20 protein-coding genes are annotated in these 25,903 nt (G+C 44.1%); 8 read left to right on the forward strand and 12 right to left on the reverse strand.

The annotated features are described in order from the left end of the window. Both AACV78_RS00465 and AACV78_RS00470 read left to right on the forward strand, forming a co-directional pair. A partial coding sequence (locus tag AACV78_RS00465; RefSeq protein ID WP_228042543.1) for a DUF3854 domain-containing protein occupies positions 1-2,940 on the forward strand: 2,940 nt, incomplete at its 5' end. 46 nt (positions 2,941-2,986) lie between these two features. Beyond that, positions 2,987-4,039 carry a hypothetical protein gene (locus AACV78_RS00470; RefSeq protein WP_194010806.1) on the forward strand — a complete coding sequence of 351 codons (1,053 nt, stop codon included), beginning with the start codon at positions 2,987-2,989 and terminating at the stop codon, positions 4,037-4,039. On the opposite strand, the gene AACV78_RS00475 is transcribed toward AACV78_RS00470, so the two are convergent. Further along, positions 4,031-4,351, reverse strand: coding sequence for a hypothetical protein (locus tag AACV78_RS00475; RefSeq protein WP_194010807.1), 321 nt, complete (start codon positions 4,349-4,351; stop codon positions 4,031-4,033). The two genes, AACV78_RS00470 and AACV78_RS00475, sit on opposite strands and share 9 nt — an antisense overlap. 345 nt (positions 4,352-4,696) lie before the next feature. On the opposite strand from AACV78_RS00475, the gene AACV78_RS00480 reads away from it, so the two are divergent. Both AACV78_RS00480 and AACV78_RS00485 read left to right on the forward strand, forming a co-directional pair. Next, entirely contained in the window at positions 4,697-4,867 is a 171-nt protein-coding gene (locus AACV78_RS00480) for a hypothetical protein (RefSeq protein ID WP_194074368.1), read from the forward strand. 520 nt (positions 4,868-5,387) lie between these two features. Beyond that, positions 5,388-6,260 (forward strand): DUF6602 domain-containing protein, encoded by an 873-nt coding sequence (locus AACV78_RS00485; RefSeq protein WP_194010808.1) that lies wholly within the window; start codon positions 5,388-5,390, stop codon positions 6,258-6,260. Positions 6,261-7,073: 813 nt separating this feature from the next. Here the strand turns inward: AACV78_RS00485 and AACV78_RS00490 are convergent. From AACV78_RS00490 to AACV78_RS00520, 7 genes are all read right to left on the reverse strand, one after another. After that, positions 7,074-7,298, reverse strand: a complete 225-nt coding sequence (locus AACV78_RS00490) for a hypothetical protein (RefSeq protein WP_194010809.1) — start codon at positions 7,296-7,298, stop codon at positions 7,074-7,076. 1,625 nt (positions 7,299-8,923) lie between these two features. After that, positions 8,924-12,133, reverse strand: coding sequence for a sacsin N-terminal ATP-binding-like domain-containing protein (locus AACV78_RS00495; RefSeq protein ID WP_194010810.1), 3,210 nt, complete (start codon positions 12,131-12,133; stop codon positions 8,924-8,926). Position 12,134: 1 nt separating this feature from the next. Continuing rightward, entirely contained in the window at positions 12,135-15,317 is a 3,183-nt protein-coding gene (locus AACV78_RS00500; RefSeq protein WP_194010811.1) for a DEAD/DEAH box helicase, read from the reverse strand. Between the two features lie 444 nt (positions 15,318-15,761). Then, positions 15,762-16,046, reverse strand: a complete 285-nt coding sequence (locus AACV78_RS00505) for a hypothetical protein (RefSeq protein ID WP_194010812.1) — start codon at positions 16,044-16,046, stop codon at positions 15,762-15,764. 127 nt (positions 16,047-16,173) lie between these two features. Continuing rightward, positions 16,174-16,557: a hypothetical protein gene (locus AACV78_RS00510; protein ID WP_194010813.1), complete on the reverse strand. Its 384-nt coding sequence runs from the start codon at positions 16,555-16,557 to the stop codon at positions 16,174-16,176. Then, positions 16,554-17,276 carry a ParA family protein gene (locus AACV78_RS00515; protein ID WP_194010814.1) on the reverse strand — a complete coding sequence of 241 codons (723 nt, stop codon included), beginning with the start codon at positions 17,274-17,276 and terminating at the stop codon, positions 16,554-16,556. Before AACV78_RS00515 ends, AACV78_RS00510 begins: the two co-directional genes overlap by 4 nt. Before the next feature lie 805 nt (positions 17,277-18,081). Then, on the reverse strand, positions 18,082-18,207 hold the full coding sequence (locus AACV78_RS00520; protein WP_255512975.1) for a hypothetical protein: 126 nt from the start codon (positions 18,205-18,207) through the stop codon (positions 18,082-18,084). Between the two features lie 64 nt (positions 18,208-18,271). Between AACV78_RS00520 and AACV78_RS00525 the strand changes: the two genes are divergently transcribed. Continuing rightward, on the forward strand, positions 18,272-19,222 hold the full coding sequence (locus AACV78_RS00525) for a tyrosine-type recombinase/integrase (RefSeq protein ID WP_194010815.1): 951 nt from the start codon (positions 18,272-18,274) through the stop codon (positions 19,220-19,222). A 690-nt stretch (positions 19,223-19,912) separates the two neighbouring features. On the opposite strand, the gene AACV78_RS00530 is transcribed toward AACV78_RS00525, so the two are convergent. Further along, the gene (locus AACV78_RS00530; protein ID WP_194010816.1) at positions 19,913-20,323 is read right to left on the reverse strand and encodes a hypothetical protein; all 411 of its coding nucleotides are present in this window, start codon (positions 20,321-20,323) and stop codon (positions 19,913-19,915) included. A 438-nt stretch (positions 20,324-20,761) separates the two neighbouring features. Here AACV78_RS00530 and AACV78_RS00535 point away from each other — a divergent pair, with 438 nt between their 5' ends. From AACV78_RS00535 to AACV78_RS00545, 3 genes are all read left to right on the forward strand, one after another. Beyond that, positions 20,762-21,646 (forward strand): hypothetical protein, encoded by an 885-nt coding sequence (locus AACV78_RS00535; RefSeq protein ID WP_228042544.1) that lies wholly within the window; start codon positions 20,762-20,764, stop codon positions 21,644-21,646. After that, positions 21,633-21,860 (forward strand): DsbA family protein, encoded by a 228-nt coding sequence (locus AACV78_RS00540; protein ID WP_194010817.1) that lies wholly within the window; start codon positions 21,633-21,635, stop codon positions 21,858-21,860. Before AACV78_RS00535 ends, AACV78_RS00540 begins: the two co-directional genes overlap by 14 nt. Positions 21,861-22,337: 477 nt before the next feature. Then, positions 22,338-22,628 (forward strand): fertility inhibition FinO-like protein, encoded by a 291-nt coding sequence (locus AACV78_RS00545; protein ID WP_228042545.1) that lies wholly within the window; start codon positions 22,338-22,340, stop codon positions 22,626-22,628. A gap of 248 nt (positions 22,629-22,876) precedes the next feature. Here AACV78_RS00545 and AACV78_RS00550 read toward each other — a convergent pair whose 3' ends face one another. From AACV78_RS00550 to AACV78_RS00560, 3 genes are all read right to left on the reverse strand, one after another. Then, positions 22,877-23,842 carry a nucleotidyl transferase AbiEii/AbiGii toxin family protein gene (locus AACV78_RS00550; protein ID WP_194010818.1) on the reverse strand — a complete coding sequence of 322 codons (966 nt, stop codon included), beginning with the start codon at positions 23,840-23,842 and terminating at the stop codon, positions 22,877-22,879. Then, a complete protein-coding gene (locus AACV78_RS00555) occupies positions 23,839-24,549 on the reverse strand; it encodes a DUF6088 family protein (RefSeq protein WP_194010819.1) in 711 nt (236 codons plus the stop codon). Before AACV78_RS00555 ends, AACV78_RS00550 begins: the two co-directional genes overlap by 4 nt. Positions 24,550-25,409: 860 nt before the next feature. Next, entirely contained in the window at positions 25,410-25,853 is a 444-nt protein-coding gene (locus AACV78_RS00560) for an ASCH domain-containing protein (RefSeq protein WP_194010820.1), read from the reverse strand. Positions 25,854-25,903: the final 50 nt, after the last annotated feature.

Raw genomic sequence — 25,903 nt, forward strand, 5'->3', positions numbered from 1 at the left:
AGAGGCTTACTCAATCCTTGGGCCCGCGAATGCAGCTTCAGTGCCAGCATCGCCCAAGCTTCGCTCTATGGGATTTCGACAAAATCGGCGGGCATCCTGTTCATAGGGCAAAATGGGCAAGTACAATACCGACCGGATATCCGGGAGCCGAAGCGAGGCAAGAAGGAGCCGCCAAAGTATTTAACGCCAGTCGGAGAATTTGATGCTTTCGTCCCCCCATCCCCCGACAACCCGCTCTACTGGGAGATTGAAGCCCTAAAGCGAGAAGCTTTTTATATTAATGATGTGCCTTATATTCTCCTTACTGAGGGAGTATTTAAAGCCCTTGCCGGGTGCTCAAATGGCATCCCCACAATTTCCTTGCTGGGAGTAGAGCAAGGCCTGACAGGCAAAGCCCGCGACCCCGAAAATCAGCGATTTCTAGTACCCGCGCTGAGAAAGCTCGCAGAGGCTGGCTTTGGCTTTATCATTGGCTTTGATGCCGATGCGGCCACAAATCCAAATGTGCGGGCGGCCGAGAAGAAATTGGCTAAGCAATTGGCTAAATTCAATGTGCCAGTGAGAAGTATCACGGGAGCCTGGGCCGCTGCCTCAGTGATTGAGTCCGGCGAGGTGAAAAATACTAAAGGCATGGATGATTTTATTCAGCACAAAGGGATTGAGGAATTCCGAGCAATCCTCAGCAAAGCAAAACTGTTTGGCGAGAAAGAGAGTGATGCCGAAAATGGAAAGGACAGAACTAAACCTATTACCCCCCGCGAAACAGCAGCGCAAATAGCCGAAGAATACGGGCATCACTGGAAATTTGACAATGAACAAAAAGCTTGGCGAATATGGACTGGCAAAGAATGGGAGAAAATCGAAATAGGCAATTTTGAAACTCTACTAATGACCGTAATTGATGCCAAAAATATTCCTTACAGCGGGGACGCCTACTTAACTGACGTACTCAAACTTTTAACCAAAAGACTGAGGGTTGCTCGCTGGCAAACTTGGGACAGGAAGCGTTACATCAATTTCAATAATTACGTGCTCGATGCTAGCAGGTTTACACGCTTAGACCACTCGCCGGGTATGGGATTTACTTCACACCTTCCTTATGAATACAAGCCTCTCACAGGCAGTACAAGCAGCGAGGTGTTGGAGACGTTAAAACTAAACTGCCCGAAGGTTTACCGATGGATGAATACGGCAATGCAGGGCAACCGCAAGAAAATCCTCAAACTGTTGGCAATCATCAACGGATTGCTTAAGTTTCGATTTTTTGACTTGCAGATGCTCGTTCACTTAATCGGTAAGCCGGGGAGCGGAAAGGGTACATTTATTCGACTACTTCAAAAAATAGTAGGTCGAGAGAATTGGAAAGGATGCAAACTCAAAAATATGGATGACGGCTCAACAATTGCCAGTATTATCGACAAGCAATTGGTAGCCTGTCCAGATGAGCGCACTGCTTTGGGTGTAGATGCGATATTGTCCTTGACGGGTGGCGATGCCGTCAGTTACCGGGAAGTATATAAACCAGCCTCTGATGCTTTTTTCTACGGTTTACTAATCATTGGAAGTAACAACCCGATTTTCGTAGGCGATACAACTGGTTTAGACCGCCGTTTGTGTCTTGTTCACTTCGACAATCCCTTACCAGCGGTGTTGCGAAATTCAAACATTGAAGCGGAGATGGATGAAGAAATTTCTCAACTCATTGCCGTGGCTCTTAGCCTTTCTGACAGCACGGTTACCGAGTGCATTCAAGGGGTAGGCAAAAATCAGATTGCAGAATTCAAGCTCGAAGAATGGGACATGAAGCTGCAAACCAATAGTGTCGCGGCTCACTTCGACGATTGCTTGATTGTAGACCCGACTGCCTCGACACCTACGGGCAAGATTTACGAACATTACAAGAATTGGTGCGACTCCAACCTCAAAGCAGTTTCTCATATCAAGTATCCAAAGATGCTCTCGGAGCTCTGCAACGATTACCTTGAACTCACTGGAGTCAAGTGGCAGCGTTCCCGTGGTCGCAGTTGGATTGAAGGACTAAGACTTCGCACCGAAGGGGAAACATCGCCCACTCATTCTGATGTACTTTCGGCACTTATCCCTGAAGATTCTCCTACCAATGATGCGGGGTTTGACGGGGTTACGACGGGGTTACGACGGGGTTCACAATCCTTGCCAGACGGGAATTACAGCCATTTGCGGGGTTTAGACCCTTTAAACATTCCAAATAAAACCGAAACTTCTGCATCACACGAGGAAAGCCACAAGACGAACCAGGAAACAGAAGCAGTGGAAATAGAAAAAGTAGGTTTGAACCCCGTCAACCCCGTCAAAATACCAGAACCCTTACCAGTAGAAGATTTAAACCCCGCAACAAACCCCGCACAAACCCCGCACAAACTCCGTCAAACCCCGCACTCTGAACTCAACGAAGATGAACTCAACCTGCTGGACATGATTCGGATAGCAACGGCAGAACCCGACCCCGAATCTGCACGACGGGCAGCGGCAGACATTCTGCCAATCCTTAAAGATGTCTGTACCAGGGGAGCTGCCAACCGCGAGAAAGTTTGGGCCGCTTTGACCGATTCGGAGCAAGCAATATTCTCGGAACTGACGGCGAAGCCGATGGCACTGAGCGACAATCCGCAAGAACCAAACCCCCTCCAACCCGTGCCAGAGCCAGAAATTATCGCCCCCGCCGATGCCGAAATATTGCGAGAAATTGCAACAGTTTGGTGGGACGAATTTTATGGCGAACAACTGCAAAACCTACTCACCCAGATGTTTGGCTGGCAAGCACCGGGGACTAAATACGACGCCACCACCATAAACGCTTGGCTAGTGACTGAGGACGCAATTGTGCGCGATCGGATAGGCGAATTGTGGCAACTAAAACACGGCGAAGGCTTGATAGATTCCCTTGACTGTGGCTTTTAGGCGAACTCCCCACACCCGTCGTTTACCCAAATACTTGAGTTACCCCATGAAAACTTTTCTCGAATTCCATCGCACTTACCTGTTTGCAAGCAAAACGTTGATCCAATTGGCAACCGACCGCCTCACAAACAATCGTGCGTATCAAATCTCGCAAGCAAAACTGGCGATCGCAATCGCTAACCAAAAACTCGAAAAATTAGAATCTCCCGTGTCTGTGTTTAGAACTCTTTCTGAGTACGAGACGGAATTGCCCAACGTGGGGGAGTTGCGGGAGGAATTAACGGTCTTAAATCGGAGATTGGTGGCCGCCTGTCGAGTTCCCGATATTCTGCCGTCCAAGCGCGATAAACGACGGGCGATTGAGCAAGTTAAGGATGTAGTAGAGGGCGTGGTTTTGAATCTCAATCCTGAATCAGTGATCAAGTGGAACCCGCAATTATCGTTGCTGGAAAAGCACTTGCTCTCACGATTTCCGTACCTGTCGGAACAGGAAAATCTCGTGGTAGAGGGCGTTATTTTTGGGATGGGTAGTACCTGGTACAATGTCACGTTCTCTGGGGAGTATGACACTTTAATGGAGCCGATCATCCAGCGTGTTGGCGGGGGTATCGTAACTCGAAACTCTTACGGGGTTCTGGTACTTAATTCCCCTTCCGTAATGTTTGTGGATATCGACATCGAGGGGGAGGACATGAGTTGCCGATCGCGATTCGGCGGGGATATCAAATCGGCTGTGAATTTGATTGAAGCATTCACCAAGTATTCGGGGCTGGCTTTTCAGGTTTATAAAACGAAAAACGGGCTTAGGTTGCTTGAATTGTCCCGGACTTGGGATGCGCGGGGAAAAGATGCGGCGTTCGTTTTTGACAAACTTGACGCCGACCCATTGTTTGCTCAACTGTGCAAAACGCAAGGTACTTTCCGGGCGAGACTGGAGCCTAAGCCTTGGCGCGTGCGATCGAACTCCATTAATGCTGTCGCGTGGAATTTGGGGGTACTTGGACAACCGTCAAAAATTCCTTTGCAAGTACGCAAAATCCAGCAATATCACGATGGCGCGTGTTGCACCTCGATGTCGCAAAAAAGTGTCCTAGCTTAACCCACAACCCACCGCCGATGTTCTGGCGGTTGTCGGCGCGACAGAATTGCCCGGTTCAAGCGGAGTGCCGATCGTTGCCCCGTTTTTTGATTTCTTCGTGCTGACACGGAATGAACCAGGTGATCGGCTTGATGCGGTAACTTGATCGCCCGCCAGCAGACTTATCTGTTCGCCACTCGCACCGTCGATCGAAGCCGCCACCAAAAAAATTAGCTGATTTTTTGTGTGCCCTAAAGTCAGGCGTTTGCAGTATAAAGTCAGGCGTTTGCAGTATAAAGTCAGGCGGAAAGCAGGTATTTGTAGGGGCTGCATTTTACCTGCATTTACCTGAAAATATCCTGCAAACGCCTGCAATTTCCAGCCAAATTACTGCCTTTTTGTGCTGTTCGTGCCTTTGCTTGTTGAGGCTGCTTTTGGGCTGTTCTCTCTCGGTAGCAAGCAATGTTTTTGTCCGTACAAACCTGACTTTTACGTGCAGAAACAAAAACAATGCACCCTTATGAATGGGGAATCCTAGGTATCAAGGGGCTTGATTTTTACCCGCTCTTCGACTGTGCCGATTGCTCACATTGCTCTTGCTGTTGTGGCGGTTTTTGTGGCAGCACAGGCATCAATTGCCGCAACTTTCCCATCGCACTTGGGTAGCGAGCGAGCGACTTGAGGGACAGCTCGATCGCCCACGACGGAGCTCATAGAATCAAACAGGCGATCAGCTACCAATCTCGCGCCGTAGCTTCAGCTATTGAGGAGGATTTTGCGGCGGCAATCGACGCGGGCCTTTCTTGCATCCACCGATGTTTTGGCGATAGTTGGCGAGACGCAATTTGAAGAGTTTAAGCAGCTAAAAGGTGAGGGGCGAGCTCACAAAAACGCATAAAAACGTATATTGTTGAAAGTTTTCCTGGGTCTGCCACTCTTTGATTTTTCCTTGCTGACCACGGAGAAACCAGGAGCGATCGGCTTGTTGGGCCGCCTAATCGTTCCTGGTTGATTCGCCGGTAAATCGATAGGGAATAAGGAAGCCACCATTTCTATAAACGGATAGGCGGGGATACTCAATTTTCCCCATCTAATACTGGAAGTGCTACCCGTAGAGTTAGTTTAAAAGTTAAATGTTTATTCAAATCCCTAATAGGGTTTTAGATGTTTTTTTGGCTCTACCCCAGTTGCGCCAGGGCGAATGTGTCTCGTACTTCGTTAATCATCACCGTATAATGGTTAGATGCTCATACGGTATATCAAAAGCTCGCATTGATTGATGCTCTTGAAGAGGTTTCGGTTATGGAATACAGAATTACAATATTGAGCAACGATTAGTCACGCAAGTTTAGCAAAGTAAGGGGAATATATGTCAGGTTTTGATCCAACACAATTCGTTAATCGCATTGGGCGAAAGCTTGTAATGGAGTTCGCAGAGGCAAGCGAGGCTGGTACGCCCGGACTGATTGGCAGCGCGCGCGAACATCCAGCACGGGTGCAACTTGTGAAGTTATTACCGCCTTATGTATCTATAGGAAGCGGTTTGTTAATAGATAGCTATGGTGAAGAGAGCAAACAACAAGATATTGTCATGTATGAGCGTGACTTTTGCCCTGTTTACTCAATTAATAACACTCCGGAGGCTACCTATTTTCCAATCGAGGGGGTTATTGCAAACGGTGAAGTAAAAAGTTCAGTTAATAAAAAGGTTTTATTCGAGGCATTAGATAATATTAGGTCAGCTAAGTCGCTTCGCAGATATGTTCACAAGACTGCTGAAGAACTTGGATCTCTTGCCTACTATAGAAATTTTGGGATGGCGGTTCCCTTCGCCCCCATACCTAGCAATGAATTCAATCAAGATCTTAATTTTAGAGATCAGATTTATAGTTTTATTCTTTGTAATTCATTTACCCATAGTTCAGAAGCAGTTTTGAACAATCTCGTAGAATATCAACGCCTTCACGGACACGAATGTATGCCTAATATCATAATATCTCTGAACAATGGATTCATTCAAGGTATGCAGTGCGATAAGGGGAGCCTACAATTTTCATTGCTCGCCTCTGATAGTTTCGCATTTGTGCCAGCTCCAGATCAGTGCTTTTCGTACTTAGTCAATGAGCTAAGACAACATATTTGCGACGCTCGCACTGTCCCGCTTCAAGCACTTGACCGTTATATGACAATTTTCAATAGCCCACTATCGAATTGCGAAGTGCTTCGTTTTGAAAGTCGGTAGCCAGTTTGATCTCCATATTCTAACCCAGCAGTTGGAAGAAAGGCAAATCTCGTTAGATTTCGGGGTTAACACTCGATGCTAGGGAACTGAGCTTAGAGAGTAGGGGGGGGAGGGTATGAGACATAATGTAAACCGTATAAGATGAAAGGTAAGACAACCCCTGTTAAGGCACAGCAATATTAGCCCTAACAATTATTATAAATACCTAACACGCCACACCCGAAGGCTAGGTCAGGATACGTTCATTACTTGACCGGCGTTGCAACGATCACAGACGCTCTCGCCCTTAAGACACCTTAGAAGGTCTGCTCTTACCCTGCCTTCATACCCACAGTTTAGCCGATTGCAAAGCGCGAGTCCGACAACAGCAATTTATGCAACTGTCAAGGCTGACATAACGGCTGCTACGCTGCCAATTTTTTCGCACTTCTGAAATTTGATTTTTAATTCAATTCCGATGCCGCCACTTGACTATTAAGTCAATCCACTTGTTGTTAAAAACGCTAAAAAATTAGCTAATTGTTGCGGAGCGCTAAAGTCAGGCATTTGCAGTATAAAGTCAGGGGTTTGCAGTATAAAGTCAGGCGGAAAGCAGGTATTTGCAGGGGGTGTACTTTACCTGCAGTTACCTGAAAATATCCTGCAAATGCCTGACTTTTTCGGTCAAATTACTGGTTTTTTGTGCAAGGACTGCCTTTGCTGGTTGAGGTCGGTTATGGCTGTTCTTTCTTGGTAGCAAGCAATGTTTTTGTCCGTACAAACCTTATTTACTATTTTTAAATAAAAACGATGCACCCTTATGAATGGGGAATCCTAAGTGCAAGGCGATCGCGTTAGGCTGACTATCGGACGAGCGATTCCCTCGCGATCCTCGACATCAGCCGGCTGCTTCGCTTGCAAACAGGATAGCGGGCGCGCGATCGCGTCAGGCATCCGCCGCCGATACTCAACAGCACCAACTCGAATGCGTCGTGCGATGCTCCACTCCATCGTAAAGACGGCTGCCCTGTACACCAACAGGCTCGCTCCTGGCTTCAATATCGACTCACGCTCGCGTCAAGCACAGTTCTATCAAAGTCCAAACTGCCAATACCCCAACTGTGGAGCCTTGGCTGTCGAAAGTGACCGATCGCTAACTTCAACTCCCAAGAATTCCTATGGCACTCTTGCAAAAACCATAAAAACCATAAATTGCTCATTTTTACCCCCCTATAACGTCTATTTGACATGGCTTGCTATGCGACTACCGTACTTATTACGAGGATTGAGGAGGATTTAGAAGGATCTAAAACACAAAAAATCACACCAAAAGCAACAATTATTTACAAAAACTAATAAGCATTTATACTGATTGTGAGGCTAAAAGTAGGAAATAGGAGGTGTAATGAGTAAAAAATGTGCTGTTTTTTCCTCTTTTTTCCTCCTTATTTTTGGCTAATTTTTTTGGCTCAGTTATATCGATTTTCCTGCATTGGTTTGGTCAAGGTGCACTCAGATTGATAGGGCCAATGGGGAACCAGTGATAGCGAATTGCAGGCTTATTCGGATGGGGCGATCGATTATAGCGAGAGTGGCAGTTGCGTTCATGGTATTGAAAAGTCTCCTTGCCTGGAATTTAGGGGAGCCGGGGCGATCGATTATAGCGAGAGTGGCAGTTCGGTTCGTGGTCTTGAAAATTTTCTTATCAATAGCGGGCGCTGTAAAAAAAAGATGGCGTTAAGTGGGGCTGCCTAACAGATCTATTCGTTAGGCAGCGTGGGGCGTGTGTCCTCTCATGCTGTCTTACATCTAGTAGGGCAAAATGTAAGACAGCATGAGAGGCGGTAATACAAGATAGTTGAACGTGAGTAAGAAAAATTAAAAAATAAGCGTAAGACTCTTCTTGCTCCTGTGTCCTACTAAAAAGCAAGGAGAGTCTTACAATATAGTAAGACAGTATAAGACGTAGGCAAGATATGTCAGACAAGGAATTTATCATTTTTCTGTTCCGTTGGGGGTGCTTCTTCCTGTAATTGCTGGAGATACAGCAGCATCAGTTTTTTTCGGTCTAGTCTACAGTTTTGTAACGCTTCGTAGACGCAAGGCCTGTGACGATTGAATAATGGATTGAGTGAGCAAAAATTCCGCTAAACATGACGCATTCCTTGTAGTCATCACTGAATCCATGAACTCGAATGTTGCAGAGGAGAGCTTTCACTAATAAATCGTATGCTGCTTGACTAAAGTCCTTTAATCGTTCACTGTTCATTTAATGAGTGGATAGGTTTTATTTTTCATCCTCATTCTCGGACGGCGCGGTGGCTCTGGTTCTTCGGAAAGCCACCGTTCTCATCTTTATTTAGTCTAAACTACAGTTATAAATTCATTGCGTGGATCTTGTTGGCTGGGCAATACCTCAAAGCAAGACTCTCTAGGTCCAAGAACTTCCTGTCTGAGATTGAGTAGCAACTCTGTTCTGACTGACACAATTCACCTTACTAAACAACTTGTATTTATTTACACTATAACCTTTGATTATATGTAAATTTTAGGTATGGGCAGAATAGTAAATATACATATAATCAAGGAAGTTAGGTAATTTCAAATAAGTAAAGATTGATAGCTATGAATAACCAAAAAAACATTTTGATTGCCCAGTTAAATTAGTTTAATAGTCTAAAAAATTAATCATTATCATTCACAAAAGAATCAGTCAACAATTTTTGAAGATGAATTATGTGCTTTTTAGTAAATCGAATATTGACTGGTTCTCCGCAGATTTCAACACTTAGCTCAGGATTTGGACTTGATTCTGTAACTTCTTGAGTAATCTGCTCTATTATGTCCTGCATCTCTACTGAACCATGATTAGATTTTGCGCCACAGTTAGCACATAAACACAGAATATTACCCCTGTCATCAAGCCATTTTGCACGAGTAGATGGAACCAAGTAATGCCCCTCAAAATATGGCTGACCATCTCGCTTGTAAAAGGTATAATTACAAATTTGACACTTGCCATTATACTCCACATTCAAGAAGCTTCTTACTTCATTATCTTTTGCTTCCCACTTTTTGCGTGGAACTATTTTAAATCGTTTATCTAATGGCAGTTCGTTAGCTTTATTAGTCATAACTCTCTCACTAACTCTCTGAGCATATTGGTCAATATTAGTAGGGGAACTTGGCGGTAAATCATAAGTATCTGCTTTAGTAGTAATTGGACGTGAGAAGCGTTCTATAAGTGCTTGTTTGAAGTTAACAGCTTCTAAGATTTCTGTAGTTTCTGTATTTTCTAAATCTTCTTCATTTTTAAATATAGGAATTTTTCCCTCTCGTCTTAGTTTATCAATTACTTCTTTATTCCTAAAAACAAAATCTATATATTCTTGCTCTACTTTGTTCCCTCCTAATATTTTTTTATATGCTTCATTTATTTTTTTCGTTAGCTCGTCTATTGATCTCAGTTTCATCCCAAGTTGCTTTGTTAATGTAGAACTCAAGATAAAATCTTCAGATAAAGCGTCAATAGGCAAATCGCTGGGCTTGTAGAATTTGTTGTTTTTATCTGGTATCCATGCCAGATTACGAACAAGCCTGCCCATTATTGATTCTTGCTTTATGGGTGACTCAGGATTTTTGAAGTTTTTATTAGTAGCTTTTTGAACCTCCCCATATATATGTTGACTATTACGTAATAATAACTCGTTCCAAATATAAGTTGCTTTTCTGCAGGTGGGATTTTCTAAAGCATATTTCAATCCATCGATTTCACATTTAGGATCGAACCCATTAAGACCTCGTTGGTGATTAAGTCTTGAAGCTGAAATAATAATATTTCCAGCCGCATCAGGTTTTCTGTGAAACACCCTTACTTGTTTACTTACTCCTATAATTTCTAAATAGTATTGGTCTTGCTCATTACAAATATCATTTAAAAACCAAGCATTGGGATTTCCTTTAAAATAAAGTTCCAAATCTGAAGACCAAAAGTATATTTCCCTTGGATGTTTATATGCCTGACGACGTTCTCCTGCCTTGTTAGCACTCAGGAATGGTGTTTCCTTAAGTTTGATAACTAACTGTTCTTTTTTGCTGACGGTATCCGTTTTACTTTTATTACCTGATGCAAAAACAGATTTTAACGCTCGAAGTATCTTATCAATATCACGTTCATGTTCACCTTTCTCTATTTGATTCACGTTGCTCTTTTGATATTTGGGAATAATTTTCTCCATTACTTCTGCTACAACATCAGGTTCAGAAAAGCCAAGTTGTCTGAGAAACATGAGAGAATTTCGTCCCACTAACTTGTTTTCTACGATTTCTCTTTTAACAGTAGGAAAATCTGTTTCATCGCCTGATGATGGTGAGAGGTAAGCATTTGGTAATCCATCATTGCGAAATGGTTCTACATGAGTAGCATTTTGCAATCGGATAAATGGTTTGTTTCGTAGAATGCCATCACCTGCTCTCCAAAGTGCTTCTTGTTTATTAAGAAAAGCATAGAAATGAGCAACCCAGTTATCAGATTGCTGTTCTATAAAAAGCTTATTGAATTTACGAGCAAAATCTTCTGGTTCAATTTTCTGAACTTCTAATTCTTCTGTAAGATATTTGTGAATATGGGGAGTTAGTCCTTGAGTAATCTCATCAGAAAGCCATGTGTAAGTGCCACCATAAAGCTGTTGTAATTGAGTTTCTGAAAGTAGTTGGCGGAAATTTTTACTGCGAGCTAACTTTGCTTGTCTGGCTGGAACATATTTACCGTCACGGATAGTAGGAAGAAGAGCTTTTTCTCTGAAAGCCTGACGTACCTCTTCAAATACTGGACTAAAAATAGGATTCTTCTCAAAATCGGATTTACGTATTGGGAGTACATCATTCAAACTCTTGACTGTTAATAACTCCATATCACGAATTAGTGGAAGCACTTCTGCTACTAATGCAGCAGTATGATCAATTAGTGATTGATTAAAAATGTTGTCCCGTCTGATATTGTCGCGGGCTGGTGTGGTGTGATATGGACCTTGTACAAGAAATTGGAGATTGGTTTCTATTTGTGTTGGTAAAAAAACGACTAAGGGTGAACTACCTACAGAAATTATCTGTTCTTTACCTGTCTGCTTATCTTTGCTCAAAAGAAATGCTATTTCAACTTTAAGATTTGAGTGACCTTCAACTGGTTTATCAAAGACAAGCCATTCTTGCCGACTTTTACCGATAACTATAACTTTCTTACAGTTAGAATCAATACGCTGCATTTCTCGTCGATAAGTTATTGTTGAACCGCCTTCCAGATTCCATGAAATTTCTTCAATGTGGCACAGGAATAGTAATATGGAAGGTTTAAGTGAATCAAGTTTATTAAGAATTCGGTCAAAGGTATTTTTTTGTAGCTCGGATTTATGATTGAACGGAAAAATAAAAACTGTTTCCCCTGGTAAAAGTTCCCGAGGATTGATTGAACAAGGATAGATGTACTCCTCTATTTTGAAATGTTCGCTACCTGAATAAATTTCTGGAGACGAAGTAAAAGCATAAACTGATTTGAAACCAATACCAAACTTACCAATTTGTTTCTCATCATCCTGCTTAGTTCCTTCAAATATATTGCAAATACCACGAACATCAGCTTCATCGAAGGGCTTTCCAAAGTGACTTACCTCTAAATGGTCAGAGTAAAGCCGAAACGTAATACTTTTAGGAAAGTTAGAATTTTGATCATTTTGATTTTGGCGCGAAAGTGCATCTTCAGTATTTTGCAATAGCTCATAAATAAAGTGAGTTTGGTCGTTGTAGAGTTGTTTAGCTAAAAATTCTCCAATTTTTTTGAATTCTGTCCCATAGCCACTGACATTGTGCTGTTTAATTTCGGTATAGTTACTAGCCATATCATTGATCCTTAATTATTAAAATTCCTACAGCAATACGTTGACTAATAATGTCTGCTTCACGGCGATTTTCTAAATCAGAACGCTTGCTTTCGTAATCTCGTTGGATACGAGATCGCTCTGACTCTTTCATCCGAATAATCCGCTCTTCTTTAGCCTGATTTAGTTCATTTCCTACGCGCTGAATGCGATTTTGGTAATAAGCATCAAGACTAGCGAGTTTGCGATTTAACAGTGTATTATTTCTATATCGTAACTTATCAAGTTCATCTAAGCGATACTGGTGTACCGTTTCATCAAGATTTTGAATAGCAGTATCAAGTAAAGCAGTTGGGAAGTTAACATATTCTGCTGGTTGTATAGCGTGGCTCAACAATCGCACCAGGGCTGCTGAAACTTCGGGTGCAAAGCACAAATTATCAAGATTGCAAGCATTTCCTACTAGCCGCACTTCTGGGCGCACAGCCACTGTTTCCCAAAGATCACAAACAAAAAGGTACTGTCCTGGTGGCACGGTATTATCAGAAACAGCAACTTGCGTAACGAGTGGCTCATCTATAGCTGCCCAATGAGAAATAGCTACCCGTGCCAAAGGATGAATAGGCGTGATGAATGGAATCTCCCTCTGTTCGAGAGCCGTTTTCTGATCAAACGTAAGTAGCCAATGCGGCTCGTTGCCTTCTAGCCACCGAGTAAAAGCAATAGTAGAACGGTTTTGCTTGAGGTTAAGAGAACGCACTTTTTTAAGCAGTTCTGCCCGTCCGTGTTGATTCAGCCGTAGTCGATGGAGTCCAGAATGCTTACTGTCAGCCATAATTTGTCCTCCCAGCGTCGGCAGTTGCAAGAACATTTCAATCATCTGGCGTAAATCATCAGCAGAAACAAACTTGTCTTCAGCAACTACAGAGTCAATATCTGCAGTAAACCCCTCATCCAGCCCCAAGAATGAACCACCTTCTGCTTCGAGCCGATGCTGTTCTTCTGCTAGGCGGAGTGCATTATCTGCCATTTGTTGTGCTTTCTGTTCAGCTTGTTCGGGACTGAGATTAGGGTCAAGTGCTACACGAGTTAAATCTTGTACAACATCTCCCAGCACTTCCTCCAAATCCCCTATAGTGTCTTGAAAGATACCCAAGCGTTCAAAGCAACGGAAGAAAATGCGCTCTTCAACAGTACCTGGTGTTACGAAATTAAATATGAGTACCTTCTCGCTTTGCTGACCAAAACGGTCTATCCGTCCAATGCGTTGTTCAATCCGCATGGGATTCCAAGGGATGTCGTAATTTACTAAGCGATCGCAAAATTCATAATCTAGCCCTTCGCAACCAACCTCAGAAGATAAGAGGATATCGAGTGCATCTGAGTTGTCGCGGGGTAAGCGGAATCGCTCTCGTAAGTGTTCTCTGTCTGCATCTTCCACCTTTCCAGTAATTAGCTCTACTCTATAACCAGCAGCTTGTAATTGTTTTTGCAGATAAGCTAAGGTATGCAAAAAGAACGAGAAAATTAAGATTTTACCAGAACCATCACCCAGTAGCGTTTCCTCAATAATTTTTAATAACTGCTCTAACTTTGGGTCATCTGCTGGTAAAGCAGCAGCTAGCTTACGGAGGTTCTTAGCTTTCTCCAGTAAATAGGGGAGAAGTTTAGCATCCTCTTCCTCTGTGTCAATGTCGTCACTAATATCAGAAGATGCAAATTTGCCAGTTTGGATGAATCTATTAAGCGTAGGTATAAGGGCTGGTAAGCAACTCGCTGCCTGACGTTCCAAAGTATCTGTGATCAAGCGGATTACTTGTTCTTCATAGTCCAGTGAAAGCATTTCTTGACGGAACTCAATTAACCCTTGATAGAACTCTTCCTGCTCTGGTGTAAACCGCACATAAATAGTGTGTGGCTCACGAATCGTAAATTTCCCGATGTCCCGTCTACGGGTACGATTCATTACAAGAGCCAGCGAATGCACCTCCTCTAGATCCCGCAGACAGTTAATTCGGTCTGCATCGTTCAAAGTTACACTATCCTGAAACTTTTGACACCAATCAGTAAATCGCGGATCTTGGCTTAGTACCTGCCTACCCCAAGTTGTTGTTGCTGCATTTCGTAGCGCGTCGAGTGTTGCCGTTTGCCAAGCGCCTTGGGGAGAGCGACTGCGAATATGTCGGATGGCTTGATTGAGATGCTGATTGGGTTCCACCATCTCGTTAAACACTGTATGATCAAGAAACAGGTCTGGGCGTAGCAGATTGAGTAATGTGTAGAGGTTGCGATTACCAAGATGTAAGGGAGTAGCAGAGAGAAATACTACCGCTTCGCTGATTTCGCAGAGAAATTCAATTGTCTGATGGGAGCTAGTCCCTGGATTTCTGAGGTGGTGGGCTTCATCAACAATAACCAAGCTAAAGCGCGGGGATGGGTTAAGTGTCATCAATCCAGGGCTAGGGCGACGTCCCTTCATTCCCATGCGGTATTTATCAATTCTGAGAAGTTCCAGATGAACTATAGCGCGTGAATATTGCGGGGGCCAAACACTATCTAAATGAGTCTCCCGAAGACAGTATGAAAGAGTTTCTGAAGTCAGGGGTCGAAAATCTTCATCAAAACGCCGCATTTCCGCACGCCATTTAGAAACTAGGGCTTTGGGACAAACAATTAGAATATTGTCTAAGTGTTGACGGGTTTGGAGTTCTCGCAGAATCAAACCCGCTTCAATAGTTTTCCCAACACCAACCTCATCAGCAATTAGTAACCGGGGCTGGTCAGCACGGAGAAAACGCAGTAAAGGTTTAAATTGGAACGGGATGAACTGGATGCGTGCTGATTTGAGAGCATAGAGATTATCAATTTGTGGATTAGAAAGCCGAGCTGCGGTTAGTCTGGCACGAAAGCTGTCTACATCCAGTCCCCTCCCTGCTTTCAGCGTTTCCAATAATCCAGCAGATCCTGTGGTCGCTTCAGCGTCAACCAGTTGCTCCTCATGGTATTCCAGAATTTGGGTGGCGGAATGGAAAACTCGATAACGCGCTTGTCCCCCAGCAGGAGGAAGAATCTCGATTACAGGACCGGATCTTGATGGGTCAGCACGTAAGCATACAAGTTTTCCCAGATTGAAGAGTGGTTGCATCCTTATGGCAGGGGTGAGGATGTCGAGTGTGTATTCACCTGATGGTGAATTTTTAGACAACCTTTAATCTCTCACAGAAAACTACAGTTAATTTATAAACTAGAGTAGTTGTAACATTTATTCACAAATTTTCCAAATATCACGCTCGCCACACAAGATTTTAACTAAAATCCCTAGCTGTTTTTAAATGGCTAGGGATTTAGAGTTTCCATTCAATTAGTTTCCCCAGCGAGTGGGGAGTTAGGGGTTTTAATCGGATTAAAATTGGTCATTTAGTGAAATAGTATACCGTCACTTTCAGACCACTTCTTTTCGTTAGTCACAATGACAGGTTCTCGAGTTACGGGAAGTTTACCTAAAAGCTGATATTCATCTTCAACCCTTTGTAAAATGATCAACGAGCATCCACCAGTGCCACAAAAAGATTGACCAACTAAATAAACCAAAGTTTCTAAGAGGTCATCTCCATTCAGATCAATCCTGTTGTAATAATAGCTATCGGGTCTAGCTCCTGGAGATGAAGGATAAGAGTGAAAGCCTAGGTTGCGGATCGCTTGTTCTAGAACCGGGTCTGATGCAGTTTCTGCCGTTATACTGCAAATCTTCGAGGCTAATGCCTCGAATCATTTGAGAATTGCTCTGAGTTGGCTGAACTGCCATCTCAGCATAATCTAGAGGCTTGTCTTTAGTCAGAGAAATGGTTTGCAAAATGAATATGCTGAAGAAGCATAAACTCATTAATAATGCTAATTTGAGAGCTTGCTTATAAATTAACTTGAATTTTGGCATAGGCTTTTTATAGCGTTAATGTGACGTGAGTTCGATGGAGTCCGAGCGCTACAAAACAAGGGACGATTGGGCTGGCGAGCGCGAACAAACAGGCAACCATTATCGAACCCTATTAGACCTTTATTGTCTAAAGGTCTAATAGGTTTAACTGTTTACGCAACTGTTCAACATTCTTGATTTGGCTCCAGTCCACATCAGCCTGTTCTAACAGAGAAATCGCCACGCCCATCAAATGCTGAGGATACACTCGTTCTGCTGGTGGCACAGCTTGGACGTTGTTGTCCCTAACAAGTCTGGCTGTATCTGCTAACCATTCCTGCTGGTTACGAGTAATTTTGAAATTGACCGCAACCAGTTTCTCCTTGGAATTAGCCAGAGTCGCAGCTTCAACCGGAGGGTCAAGAGCCGGTGTCCTATCAGCTTCCATATCTACAGATGCCGGTGACTGCTTAATTCCGGAAAACTGGCTGAGCTTTCCCATCCCCCCCATCTTACTCTTGGGTTTGTTCACGACAACCTCCACAATTTTTTGCATTCTTTAGCTAAAAACCGATAAGATGAAGCACCGGAGGACTTGGCAGCATAGGCGGTGACAGGCTTTTGCTGAGCAATGGATTCTGCCACAGCAATGTTGTCAGGAATCACCGTATGCAGCAGCCGATAGTCGAGTTCCACAGAAGCCTCAACCAGCAAACTGTCAGCTTCCTGGGTCAACAGCAAGCGCGACTTATAGCGAGTCCGTACCACCTCAATTGGCACTCCTGTTTGCTCCCCTCGAATTAATTCCACCGCTTCCGACAACCCTTTGAGGGCAGCCGGTTCGCACAGAGTCGGAATCAACACGCGATCGCACGCCAACAAAGCCTGTACCGAAACGGAGGAGAGCCCTGGCGAACAGTCCATCAGGCACACATCAAACCCCTTAAGCTTAGAGAGGGCTGGGGTGAATAAATCATGAGGTGACTGCAACTGGAACAGTCCCAAATCCCCCGGAATCAGCCACAGATTTTTTACCTCTGTATTTAATGGCTCTACGTTATCCCCCTGAAGCCAATCTAAAGCTGTCGGCTGCTGACCGTCTTGGCCTAACCCAAAACTAAGGGTGCGCTGCCCATCCAAGTCGAGCAGCAGGACGCGACACTTACTTGCAGCGAGGCAAGCTCCTAAGTTTAAAACTGTGGTACTTTTCCCCGTACCGCCTTTGAAATTGAAAATAGCGACCTTTAACATAAAATCCTATTAAGGTCTAATCATCGTTTAGCTTAACACTTACTTTTATATGCTTAAGTGTTAAAGCCATAAACTGTTAAACGTCTAATAGGTTTAACAGTTTATGAGCAAGTCTGAGGTCAGCCGCAGATTGGCAGTTACAGCACGAGTAAGGTAAGTAGGTAGGCGAAACCCGTTTCTTGATGAAACCGGGTTTCTAGGGTGTACTTCATAAACCTGCAATTTGCTGCTTGCTGTAAAGTCTGGGGTTTTTTGTCTGACTGGTTAGACCCAAAGTCAACTGGGGCGATTGCTCTTTTGGGTAACGATCAAACGATCAATCGCTAGCTTGCGGTAATTGGTTAAACAGTTAAACGTATTATACCTTTAGCTGTTTAGATGAATATCCCATAACTGGCTTTTCAGGCAACTGAAGCGATGTCGCGCTGGGGCATAGCGTTCCGTTAACTGCGATCTCCGTGCTACCGTATGCTGATAGCTCAACAAATGCCTTGGCTTTCTTGAGGCGATCGCACCACCCTCAGTTAGGATATCCGCGATCGCACGGCTGCCTGCTCTCCCTAGATAACTCAATCGTATAGGGTCAAGGTTGAACCGCGGATAATGTTATTCAGGGTGAAGGTTGCACGGTCAGAGAAAGCAAATTCGACTTCTTTTTCGGGCGCGTTAAGTAAGTAGGCGCTGTAAAACGCAATTATGTAAACGATTGTAAAGTATCCCAATTCCCTAAGCGTGGCTAAGTCAGCCCTGTTTACATACTGTTACATAGTTGAGTTTAATTCCGCCTACCTACTTAAACTTTCTCTTAATTAATTCCTTTAAAAGCTTCACAAGCAACAAAAATTGAAGGAGAAACGGCAGCATCTGTTGATGCTCCCGCACTTGCAGCAATTTCTAGGGGCCAGTCAAACTTTTTTTGTTGTGATTGCACTAATTGTCCGACAATTAAGAGGAATTCCTAGAAGTGCTGTTCTGACAATTTCACAGGTCGTCCTTTGAACGCTGTTACCTCAGATTTAACGCTCTTGTTGCCACAGCCTCTGCCACTGACTTCTCACCCGGTGGCGGTGTACCTTTCTCTGTTGGCACCCGGCTCACAGCCGACGATGCGGCAGTCTCTTGATGCGATCGCGTCTTTGCTGACGGAGGGGCAGTGCGACGCGATGACGCTGAATTGGGCGACGCTGCGCTACCAGCACACGGCTGCGGTGCAAGGGGCATTGATAGCACAGCACTCTCCGGCTACTGCTAAAAAGATGATGTGTGCTCTGAAGCGGGTGTTGAAAGAATCACTGCGGCTGGATTTGATGAGCGCGACTGACTATGCCAAGGCGATCGATTTGCCTAAAATTAGGACATCTGACAAACTCAGGGGGCGGGCCTTGAGCGCTGATGAAATTGCCACTCTGTTTGAGGTGTGCCACAATGACTCGACTCCGGCAGGCGCTCGCGATGCGGCTCTGCTGGCGATTCTGCGGGTGGGTTTGCGCCGGGCTGAAGTAGTGAAGCTGGAATTGAGGGACTTTAGTGCTCGCACGGGTGCTATGAAGGTACGAGGCGGTAAGGGGAACAAAGACCGCACGGTGTACCTTCCTGGGGATGCTGTGAAGGTGGTGGAAGATTGGCTCGTGGTTCGGGGTCTGGAAGCGGGAGCGTTGTTGTGTCCGGCCTGGAAGATGGGTCGGATACATATCAGACCGCTAACACCCCAGGCGGTATTAGTGATTTTGCAAAAGCGGGCAAGAGAGGCGGGGGTGGAGTCGTTTTCTCCTCACGATTTCCGCCGGACTTTTTGCTCGGATTTGCTAGATGCTGGAGTTGATATCGTGACTGTGGCGGAGCTGGCGGGGCATTCTTCGCCTGCAATTGTGGCTAAATATGACCGCCGAGGAGAGGAAAGAAAGCGACTCGCTGTGGAGCTGTTGTCGATTCGGAACAAGCGTTGAACTGCCAACAAGCGACAGTAGTCTGGGAGTGCGAATTGACTTCTAGGCTTATAGATGAGGCTGGGAGACGGAGCTGATGAGAGCGATGTACAAGGCTGCTGAGGCTGAATATCACTGCGTTATTGACGGGTAGTTGTTCATCGTCTCCACTTCACCTATAAAGTATTCTGCCGAACCCTAGAGACCGACAAAATATTTCACTCCTCAAACCGTCACGGAGCAAGGGTTTCAGGCGTTGATTATCAATTAACTCCCTGATTCTTTCAGTCAAGGCGTCAAACCTTTATCCCGCCTAGGTTTTATCCACTTGGGTATAATGCTCAACTCTAGGGTTGATCCGTACTACTTTGCATCAAGTCCCACAGCGCGCATTAACGAATTTCGGAAACCCGTCAGGTTTCCAGCCCAACAGAGAACAATAAAATGCCTGTACTCCCAATCCCATCCATCGCCTAAAATATCAGCAGGCTCTAAAAATCCAAGTTTACGATGGCACGGGGGTAAAAATGCGCCCCGCCCAAGGTGGACGGCTGTGGTTTTTACTTGTCTTACCTGCTGTTTTACAAATTAGTGCATTGTAAAACATTAAGTAGAGATAGTAAGACATTAAGTAAAACAAACTGTCAGACTTTGGTAAGACAGTATGACGTTGTTGGTTTTACACTTTTAGCTAGGGGAATAATTTTTGGGTTATGCGGTGGCGACCCGGACATCAGACTGTATGACGATCGCCTTTAACCTCGCTGTTAAGTTTGCTTTGGTTCCAGGCGCGTCCGTGCCTTTCAACTTGGCGAGCGAGCGCAACGATGGCAACGGCATTTTATTGAGCGCTTGCTCAGTATCCCCTTCTTGTAGCGCTTGCTCAATATTGTCTCCCTGCAAGGGTTCTGGCTCGGTCAATTCAATAGGTGTAACTTGAACATCAACCACCGTATCGGTTTTATCCGGGCGGGGAGCATACGGTGCAGTGGGTTTGGGTTCAGATACAGGGTCGGTGGCGTTTGGGGGTTCAAGAATGCCAATTGTTTTTGAGCCAAATTTGACTATCAAAGCATCTTTGAATGTGCCGATTTGCGTGTCATCAACGTGGTGTAACATCATCAAAGCTGTATCAGGGACAGTGCAGATTGAATCGCCTGCTTACAAATAACAGTGGTGAGCGGCGCCAAGATATTTTACCGTTTTGAAAAATGTGCTTGGCAGGACTGAACCGCATTTGCTGTGGTATTGGAGTTCACCTTGCTGTTGTAGGGCTAGCAGCGCCGTCTGAATCAGCATTGTGTGTCGCATATTGATTTTTCTAAGCTCGGTGTGGCCTATGGTGTCTGGGTGTCTTACTTCTTTGTCTTACCTAGTAGCATTAAGTAAGACTATTGTCTAGCGTTTGCAAGACCAATTTGTCTAGCACTTGTAAGATAATTTGTTAGACATAAGAGGGGTGTATGACAAGTAACCGTATAACAGATTCTGCTTATATGTCATACAAACAGCGACTGATGTTATACAATGGCGTCATACATATATGACCGAGGTAAGACAATGGCTTCGACATCATTAACTTTTCGCTGTCCAGATGAAGTGTTGGAGGCGATCGACAATCTAGGGAAAAAGCGTTATCCGGCGGCGAATACTAAGCACGGGTGCGATCGCTCTAAGACTTTAATCGACATTATGCGGGCGGGCATCGAGGCGCTAAATGATGGCTCTGTTGTCTTACCCGCACCCGAAGAAGTCAGACAGCCGTCTGACGTAAGACACAAATTGTCAGACAGTTTGTTAGATGCGCGTATTACAGAAATTGTTGAGCGTAAGACAGAACGATTACAAACAGCGCTGGCAGAATTGAGGGCTGAACTGGTGGGGGAGTCAGTCGCCGTGCGAGAAAACAACGACAGCGAATCTCTTAGGCAACAACTCGCGCAAACACAAGAACAACTAGCAATAACCACACAGGAATTTGAAGAGGCTAAAACTAATAATCAAAGGTGGAGGGACGCTTTCAAGGAATTGGAGGGGGAGAGGGATAATCTTGAAGGGCAAGTAGGGGCGCTTCGCGATGAAAACCAGCGATTACAGACTGACATACGAAACTTGCAGCAAGAACCGAAGGAAACCGACGCCGACTTTGCCAAGCTCCAAGAATCAAGTGCATTAGTAATCAACAATCTTCGCGAAGACCTGCGAGTATTGCAATCGCGCCTTGCAGAAGAAAGGGTAGAGCGAGAAAGTCTGCAAAAACAATTGGATAATGGAGCCGAACAGAATCCAGCCTCTACTAACACACAGCAACCAGCGGCCGAACTGGGATTACCAGAGGCCGCCGACTTGCTCAACCAGTTGAAAGCCGAACGAAAAAAATCAACCACAACGCTCGCAGATGTTGAGACAATCTTAGAAATTCTTGGGAGTGATGATGAAGATTGATTTTACTTGGATTGAGGATGAAGCCCAGAGAGCGCAATTGATAGCACTCTGGGCAGCGGGCGATAGGAGTGCTTATTTCAAGCTGCACGATGCTATGTACCTTAAGCAACTAGGGATTGAAGCATTCCCTACAATTTTTCATCAGCCTAACCCTAATGAGAATTACTACGGTGATGAGAGCTATCAAAGTAAGGACTCCTATCTTCCTGGATAATCAAGAAGTTCTGAGACGACACATCCCAGGATATTAGGAACTTTCCCCGGTAAATACCGGGTTTTTTTCTGGGTTAGCTATCCGATCGCCCGATCGCCCAAACAAAAAAACCTCCGACCGAAATGTCAGAGGTTTTTTACACGATGGGTAATTTGCAATTGGTAATTGGCAACGGGGTGAAATGAGCAGCCGAACAGAAACTTACGCTAAGGAATTGATTAGTCGTTTTGAATACTGCGCTTGCCTCTTATAAACCTGTACCAATTGATCTGTCTGAAATTAAAAAGCCTCAAATCCTTACTGTGCCATACAAAAAAGCTGTACCAAAAAATCTATGCTCTAATTGGTACAGTTTAATTTTCAACTCTTTAAGTTTTTGAGAGACAAAAAAGTAGTTCCCAGAATGCTTATCCAGTAAAACTTTCAGCCTTAACGTAAGTTTCTGTACGACTGCTTATTTACCCCCGTAAATTGGAATTGACTATTAAGGTTAACGAATTTCCAGACAGCGTAAAGACATTCGCTGATAATTCGAGGCAATTTAACGTAGATTGCGACGGTCAAATAGTGACAATCAAACTCAAACTGAAAGCATTTAAAAAGCTTGAGGAAGCGCAGGCCACTTACCCGATGTGGGTAGCTGCCATCACCGGGAAAATGGGAGAATCTACACCCAACGGCTTTGTATTATCAGACCCCGCCCTCCAAGTGTTTGAGAAAAAACCAAAAGAACCGAAAGCCAATTTAGAAGCTGTTAGCAGCGTTTGAGTAGCAATCTTGCGAAAAGTGACGTTAAGACTGAAACTCTTGTGTAGTGATAGTTTCAGGCTTAGCATACAATTTGCCCGTTTTGGCACGGTGATACCTAAAGTGGATTGAATTTTATTTTTTCACAATCGTCCCCAAGTCAGCTAACAAAGTTTGAAAGCTATGAACAGGTAGATTATCCTTCGTGCGCTTAGTTCTAGCCTTTACTTGAGATTTGTAGTAATAATTGTTGATTTGAATTTAGATATTTAAAGCTTACTACGGATTGACGAGAAGCATTCTTCAACCTCTTCCCATGAAGGGTAGCTACCATAGCAAAGAATTTGGCATTGTTCGGTATAGGCTTTGGAAATCGCCTTCCGTAAATCTCCCGTGGGGAAAAGTGCTTCACTATTAGCAAAAATGAGGTTTGTGGGTGAAAATTCCTTGCTTTTGAAATATGTTTTACTCAACTGATCGCAATCTTGTTTGATTGATATAAAATCTGGACTCTCAAGCAATTGTTTAATTTCATCACGTTGCGCTAATTGATACAGGTCGTAGTAGTGTCTTGCGTGTTTATCAATAGATTGATCTATTTGCTGCTGATATTCCTTAACTTTGCCATGAATGGCAAATAGCTTTTCAACGAATGTACGTTTAAAATGTAGCAACATCATTGAAAATGTAGATTCGTCCTCTGCGTCAAGGGTATAACCTTTTTCGCGCAAGAAATCAGAGAGAAATGAGGATAGATGTACTGACTCTATTGGCTCCTTACCGCTGCGAATACCTATTTCCAGTAAAATTCGATTTGACAAGCCAGGAAACTGCTGATCGTAGGTGTAGTAGCTGCTACGACTTTTTCCTTTTTTACTTATACCTCCTTGAGACAATTGTAAATTTGGGTGTTCTTCAACTTTGGATTCAATTGTTTTTAGAGCTGTATCGATTTTCTTCTCTCCCCAAATTTGTTGTGGTGAAACATCAGGATTTAGAAAAATGTCGATATCTTCTGAAAAACGTTTGATTAGCTTCCAACCTTTAGAAAGACTCGTTCCACCTTTGAAAATAACTCGATTTTGCTCATTTGGATACAGCCCTGCTAGTATACGCAGGGCTTCGGTAATGTAGTAGTCTTTTTCGATGAATTGCTCGGTTAGTCCTTGATTAGAGAAATAGTTGGCGGCTTCCCTGATCGCATCTTGAAAGTCGGGAGATTCACAAAGTTTCACTTAGCTTGCCACTCCTTTGCATATTTGAGGTTGCTCAAAATGCCGAAATCAAATTTGGTCAGGGGATTTAAGCTGTCTCGTAGAATCTTCAAAGCTTTCTGACTTTTTCGCAACTCTTGCCCGAGTGCCCCCAGCATTGCGCGGACACGTGGCGGCTCGGCATGGGCGACTGTGACTAATCGATCAAAGCGATCTCCTTCTTTGATGTGGTCAAGTAAGCGTTTCTTCGTCTCTTTTGGAGATAATTCGCTCAGATGCCCCTTAGAGCGTAAGAAATCGAGCAATGCTGCATCTGTAGAAGATAAATTATCCCATGTTGATGGACGACGGGTATGTAGACGGATGGGTGTGTTAACGATCTTGCTCGGTGCGCTATTAGCGGAAGTGGCAAATTCTCCATGTATTGAGTTTTGAGTTGTAAATTCCAACAAGTTTGCGGCACTTACGCCAGCAGGATGAACTACTTGTGCGATCGGTAGTTTCCGAATTTCTGAATCTGAAGGGTGACTATACCCGAATCTGGTTTTGCGGGGGCGGTAGTAGATTCCTTTACTGACACGCTCTATTGTGCCAGTTGCCGTTAGGCGAGATAGGGTTTTGCAAACAGCAGGACTAGGGTAATTGCTAAAGTCGGAAATTCTCCAATAGCGATCCTCGCTGCTTTCAATTTGCTTGCGGATTTTTGTTGCGGTGCTAGCGTTAGCCATACCATTATCCCAGTCTGGTAAAGATTTTGGTTGTATTTATCATAGCAAAGTGTCCAGTTTTTTTGTAAAAAAACTGGACACTTTATACCTGAAACGTTTTTATGTATGGTTTTGTGCGGGTTTAAGTCTTACTTTTTTAGATAAAAAGCTATCATTAGGGCTGGCTGAAAAAACCTGGAATATATGACGGACAAGGGTTTTGAGCCTTTTTTAGCAAAAAAAGTGCAAGGAGATAATATCTATAGGGCATCACCGTGCCAAAACGGGAAAATTGTACGCTAAGCCCAAAACTCACGCCGTGTATAAGGCAGCGCTGCTTTGCAAATTAACCCTCTTGTGTCACTTCGGGGAGATAAATTTCTGGAACTACTGGTATTTCAGGCTTTCACCGGGCGTTGCCTAAATTATTGAGAATGGCTAAAATCCAGCGATTGCAAGGCGAAAGCCTTTTTCTCTAACCAAAGTGATAAAAGAGGGTTTATAGCAATTCGCCAACAGTGTCAGTAGTCGTACAGAAACTTACGTTAAGCCTGAAAGGTCTAGTGGATAAGCATTCTGGGAATCGCTCTTTTTATCTCTCAAAAACTTGAAGAGTTGAAAATTAAACTGTACCAATTAGAACACAAATTATTTGGCACAGCTTTTTTGTACGGCACAGTAAGGATTTGAGGCTTTTTAATTTCAGACAGATCAATTGGTACAGGTTTATAAGAGGCGATCACAATATTCAAAACGGCACAATCAATTCCTTAGCGTAACTTTCTGTTCGGTTGCTCATTTACACCCCGTTATCAGTCATCGGTCAGCGCTACGCCGTCAAATCGTCTCTAACACCGTAGCGCTCGGTTGGTGTGTGATGTTCAGCGATCAATGTTTAGTACAGAAACCTGATCGTCATTCAATTGTTGAAGTTGCTGCGGTGGTTGCCAGCGGTTCCCCCAGTTCTGCCGAAGTTTGGAAAGGGCGATCGGCTTAGGTAGCAGTTCGGCCGCTTCTACCCAAACCCCAATTCCTGATTCCTGTTGGGCATAGTAAGCATTAAATTGTGCCTGTGATACTTTTGCCAGCCTTCCTTGCTGCGAGGCTTGCCACAGTCGATCGATAGGCAGTGATTCACGCTTCAGAACCCGGACAATTCCCAATACTTCCGCAGTGGGCATGGTGGCATAGATTGCAATTACATCACCCGGTTTTAGGGATGCTCCAAACTTGCCTTTCCTGAGTTCGATTGTTTTCGGATTGCGGTCGAGAAAGAAGGCATCAGCCCATCTGGGTTTCACTGAGATTAGGTAAGTATTGGTCATCCTAAATTTCCTCCTTTTTCGCAATGCTCTTTAACATACTTGATTGACCT

Source organism: Tychonema sp. LEGE 07196 (genome assembly GCF_963890365.1).
Lineage (GTDB): Bacteria > Cyanobacteriota > Cyanobacteriia > Cyanobacteriales > Microcoleaceae > Microcoleus.

Coding starts and splice junctions, on each gene's coding strand:
- AACV78_RS00515 (WP_194010814.1), bottom strand. CDS start 17,276: ATGTTAAAGGTCGCTATTTTCAATTTCAAAGGCGGTACGGGGAAAAGT.
- AACV78_RS00555 (WP_194010819.1), bottom strand. CDS start 24,549: ATGGCTAACGCTAGCACCGCAACAAAAATCCGCAAGCAAATTGAAAGC.
- AACV78_RS00470 (WP_194010806.1), top strand. CDS start 2,987: ATGAAAACTTTTCTCGAATTCCATCGCACTTACCTGTTTGCAAGCAAA.
- AACV78_RS00540 (WP_194010817.1), top strand. CDS start 21,633: ATGATGAAGATTGATTTTACTTGGATTGAGGATGAAGCCCAGAGAGCG.
- AACV78_RS00485 (WP_194010808.1), top strand. CDS start 5,388: ATGTCAGGTTTTGATCCAACACAATTCGTTAATCGCATTGGGCGAAAG.
- AACV78_RS00535 (WP_228042544.1), top strand. CDS start 20,762: ATGGCTTCGACATCATTAACTTTTCGCTGTCCAGATGAAGTGTTGGAG.
- AACV78_RS00530 (WP_194010816.1), bottom strand. CDS start 20,323: ATGATGTTACACCACGTTGATGACACGCAAATCGGCACATTCAAAGAT.
- AACV78_RS00475 (WP_194010807.1), bottom strand. CDS start 4,351: ATGCAGCCCCTACAAATACCTGCTTTCCGCCTGACTTTATACTGCAAA.
- AACV78_RS00560 (WP_194010820.1), bottom strand. CDS start 25,853: ATGACCAATACTTACCTAATCTCAGTGAAACCCAGATGGGCTGATGCC.
- AACV78_RS00495 (WP_194010810.1), bottom strand. CDS start 12,133: ATGGCTAGTAACTATACCGAAATTAAACAGCACAATGTCAGTGGCTAT.
- AACV78_RS00505 (WP_194010812.1), bottom strand. CDS start 16,046: ATGCCAAAATTCAAGTTAATTTATAAGCAAGCTCTCAAATTAGCATTA.